Source organism: Alcanivorax sp. UBA3183 (assembly GCF_002364155.1).
Lineage (GTDB): Bacteria > Pseudomonadota > Gammaproteobacteria > Pseudomonadales > Alcanivoracaceae > Alcanivorax > Alcanivorax jadensis.
The window spans coordinates 1-3,224 of the sequence record NZ_DEXN01000023.1; the positions used below are offsets into that span (position 1 = coordinate 1).

The 3,224-nt window shown below is 58.1% G+C and carries 5 protein-coding genes; 1 reads left to right on the top strand and 4 read right to left on the bottom strand.

Features of this window, described 5'->3' with window-relative positions; genetic code table 11:
- Positions 1–21: 21 nt before the first annotated feature.
- Complete coding sequence (locus tag B3Q33_RS08900) at positions 22–456, bottom strand: group III truncated hemoglobin (RefSeq protein ID WP_272963187.1); 435 nt, start codon at positions 454–456, stop codon at positions 22–24.
- 75 nt (positions 457–531) lie between these two features.
- Positions 532–852, bottom strand: a complete 321-nt coding sequence (locus tag B3Q33_RS08905) for a DUF962 domain-containing protein (protein ID WP_035247803.1) — start codon at positions 850–852, stop codon at positions 532–534.
- 294 nt (positions 853–1,146) lie between these two features.
- Between B3Q33_RS08905 and B3Q33_RS08910 the strand changes: the two genes are divergently transcribed.
- A complete protein-coding gene (locus tag B3Q33_RS08910; protein ID WP_272963186.1) occupies positions 1,147–2,397 on the top strand; it encodes a serine hydrolase domain-containing protein in 1,251 nt (416 codons plus the stop codon).
- On the opposite strand, the gene B3Q33_RS08915 is transcribed toward B3Q33_RS08910, so the two are convergent.
- A complete protein-coding gene (locus B3Q33_RS08915; RefSeq protein WP_338157297.1) occupies positions 2,380–2,637 on the bottom strand; it encodes a DUF3565 domain-containing protein in 258 nt (85 codons plus the stop codon). The two genes, B3Q33_RS08910 and B3Q33_RS08915, sit on opposite strands and share 18 nt — an antisense overlap.
- A gap of 23 nt (positions 2,638–2,660) precedes the next feature.
- Positions 2,661–3,224, bottom strand: a 564-nt coding sequence (locus B3Q33_RS08920; RefSeq protein WP_286827497.1) for a BCCT family transporter, incomplete at its 5' end; no start/stop codon positions are given.

Consider the following 3,224-nt stretch of genomic DNA (forward strand, 5'->3'; position numbering starts at 1 on the left):
CTTGCCTCTTGAAACTTGCAACTATTCACCCCGCCTCGCGCTCAACTGCGCGTACAGATTATCCATCACCCGAAAGGCAATATGCCTTGCCCGACCGGTGTAAGGACCAGCAAAACGGCCGTCGAGATTGTTCATAAAATGCTGCAGCCAGCGCTCATGGTGTTCGCCGGTCAGGGGCTGCTTGTCATCCAGGGCCCGGTGTTTTGCCATCATGTGGCGCCGGTAGTCATTCTCGCCCAGCAGCATCTTGTACCAGTACTGACAGATAGTCGGCAGGTGCTGCTGCAAATCGATAGCGGCCACGTCCAGGAACATGGGCGCCATCACCGGGTCATCCAGCAACCGGCGATAGAAGCCATGCACCATGGCATCGATATGTTCCCGGCAATCCAGATCGGGAAGCTCGCCGTCATCCTGTCTGTGATTACCAGGCTGAAAATACTCAACTGCGGTCATGGCAACGCTGCGTGCTGACAGGCACCAGGCAACACGCTCGTTAAGCGCGCGAAGTCTGGTACCTGATGCGGTTATTTACCAATCAATACGGCGGGTGAGGATGTCTTTGTACATGACAAAGTCACCCATCAGGCTGTACCAGGGATGCTGGAAGGTAGCGGGACGGTTCTTTTCGAAAAAGTAGTGGCCTACCCAGGCAAAACCGTACCCCACCACCGGCAACGCAAACAGCCACCAGGCACTCAACGCCCCGGCAATGATGGCCCCCAGCAAGAGCAGCAGTAACGTGGTCCCGACCACATGCAGTCGGCGGCAGGTGGGGTTACCGTGCTCTTGCAAGTAATAGGGATAGAATTCGGCGAAACTCTGAAAATCGGACTGCTTGATGGTATTCACGTAACCTCCTGAAAAATGCCGCTGTTATTCTGAATATGGGTGCACCTTGATCTTCCAAGGCGCGGGACACAAAGTCTTGTAACCTGCGGCTGTCATACGCGGTTATCTGACAGTGTACCGCAGCCCCACCGGCCGGTACGGCCAAAATATTGTGATTTGGCGCCATCATGATGGCACGGGCGACCATTGCAGGGGAGCCGTCTCCGTGGACAATGTCGTCCTTTCACAATAAACACTATATTGATACTTATCCCGTCATTTCGGGTCCGGCACGACTTGTTACCAGAGACTTTTATGGCTTTACGTCCGCGCATCAACCGCCTGCTCAGCAAACACGGCACCCCCATTCCTCGCAGCCTGGACGGCCTTGTTCGCCAGGGGCAGGAAGCGCCGCCGGAAAAAACCGGTATGGGGTCTGAACAGGTGGACGCCATCTGGCGTGCCACCCGCAAGCTTTACCGGGGCGGCATGAGCCCGGCCATCAGCCTGTGCCTGCGTCGCCACGGCGAAATCATGCTGGACCGCAGCATCGGCTATGCGGACCCGGAGAGTCAGCGGATCATGACCCCGGACACCCCGGTCTGCCTGTTTTCCGCCTCCAAGGTGGTAGCCGCCATGATGGTTCATCATCTGGTGGAAACCGGGCAATTGGACCTGGATGACCCGGTCACCCGCTACCTGCCCAAATACGGCCAGAACGGCAAGGGACGCACTACCATTCGCCATCTGCTGACCCATCAGGCCGGCATTCCCCGCCCGCCCGCACAGGTAGAGCCGGATATCCTGTACCGCCCTCAGGAGATCATTGATCTGCTGTGCGAGGCCAAACCGAGCGGCCTCAACACCCAGGCCTACCACGCCATCACCGCCGGTTTTATCCTTGGCGCCATTATCGAGGCGGTTACCGGCGAAGATCTCAATGCCACCCTGGACCGGGTGATCCGCCAGCCCATGGGCATGAAGTACTTCACCTTTGGACAGACCGGCGCTGAGCGCGCCCGTGATGTGTCCACCGGGGTCCCCATGAAACTGGTCGACCTGTTCCTCACCTACGCGGTGGGCGGCAGCATCGATGAGGTGGTGGAAGTGACCAATGATGACCGCTTTCAGGACATCATTGTGCCAGCGGGCAACCTCTACGCCACCGCCGAGGAAGCCAGCCGCTTCTTCCAGATGCTGCTCAACGGTGGCCACTACAACGGCCAGCAGATCTTCAAGCCGGAGACCGTTGCTCGCGCCTTGCAGCCGGCCTATCACCGCCCGCGCTTCGACCGCAGCCTGTTTATCCCCCTGAATTTCTCCAGCGGCTTCATGCTGGGAAACCGGGGCATGGGCATGTTCGGCCCCGGCGCTCCCCGTGCATTCGGTCACCTTGGCTTTATCAGCATCTATTGCTGGGCGGATCCCCAGCGGGCGTTGAGCGGTGCCCTGCTGACCACCGGCAAAGGGGTGATCGGTCCGCATCTGCCGTCCCTGTTCGGCCTGCAGCACACCATCAACCGCCACACCCGGCTGCGCGAGGGTAGCTCACCGGTTACTGTCTGAAGGAACCGGCATGCCCCGCTGGCACTGGGTACAGGTAACCGCCATACCCAAGTGCCGGTCCCGCCCAGCCTCACTGGTCACCCAGGGACGGTTTATGAACGGTGGCTGATGGCGGACATGCTGGCGATGACCGCATGACAACAGCATCACCCAATCCAGCTGCTGATCCTGAGTAAAACCGGTAACCGTGGCCTGCCAGGTCATTATATCACCCAAAAAAATGCCCGCTGATGCGGGCATTTTTTCTTTCCTTGCTGTGACAATCAAGTCGCCTTGAGGGACTTGAGCCGCTTACTCTCTGCGGAGAGCCCCATGTAGAGGCTGACGCACATCAGCAATAGCACAAACGTGAACGGCAAGCCCGTAGCCACGGAGCCAGACTGCAAGGCTTTCAGCGCTTCCTTGCCACCGCCGTAAAGCAGAGCGCCGGCAATCACACCTTCCATCACTGCCCAAAATACACGCTGGGGTACCGGTGCATCCAGCTTGCCGCCAGCGGTAATGGAGTCAATCACCAATGAACCGGAATCCGAAGAGGTCACAAAGAAGACCAGCACCAACGTGATTGCCAAGAAGGAAATGATGCCGGACCAGGGCAAGTTTTCCAGCATCTGGAAAAACGCCAGGGACACATCACCAATGCCATTGGACAATTCACCGACGCCATTCACCGCTTGATCCAGACCGGTGCCACCAAAGGTCGACATCCAGATAATAGTGATGATGGTAGGCACCAGCAGAACAGCGGTAATGAACTCCCGTACAGTGCGGCCTTTGGAAATACGCGCAATGAACATGCCGACAAACGGTGACCAGGAAATCCACCA

Coding starts and splice junctions, on each gene's coding strand:
- B3Q33_RS08900 (WP_272963187.1), bottom strand. CDS start 456: ATGACCGCAGTTGAGTATTTTCAGCCTGGTAATCACAGACAGGATGAC.
- B3Q33_RS08915 (WP_338157297.1), bottom strand. CDS start 2,637: ATGCCCGCATCAGCGGGCATTTTTTTGGGTGATATAATGACCTGGCAG.
- B3Q33_RS08910 (WP_272963186.1), top strand. CDS start 1,147: ATGGCTTTACGTCCGCGCATCAACCGCCTGCTCAGCAAACACGGCACC.